This window comes from Bacillus sp. mrc49, from assembly GCF_002803435.1.
The window spans coordinates 1-308 of sequence record NZ_PHNG01000417.1 but is presented as its reverse complement, the minus strand read 5'-3'; the positions used below and the strand labels follow the sequence as shown (position 1 = coordinate 308).

The window sequence follows — 308 nt, the reverse complement described above, 5'->3', positions numbered from 1 at the left end:
GGAGTGACCGATTTAGAAGCGACAGGACCTTTACTGTTTGGGGGCTTGTCTTTTGATTATGAATCTAACAGTAAGCTCCTTTGGAACCAATTCGGGGACAACCTGTTTTATATACCTGCCTTCATGCTATCAATAGTGGGAAAACAAGCTTACTTAACGACAAACTTACTTTGTTCGCCTGATGATTCAGAAAAACTCTTCAGAGATATGATAAATGAACGGGAAGCTTTCCTTTTCGAAAGCTTGGATGGAGCTCCATGCGGACCTAACTCCCTTGTTAGGCAGAGGGAGGTGCAGCCTGAGGAGTG

General features: G+C 44.2%; 1 pseudogene. It reads left to right on the top strand.

The window, feature by feature from the left end:
* Window positions 1–308 (top strand): annotated as a pseudogene (locus tag CVN76_RS31620) (isochorismate synthase); the annotation flags it as partial.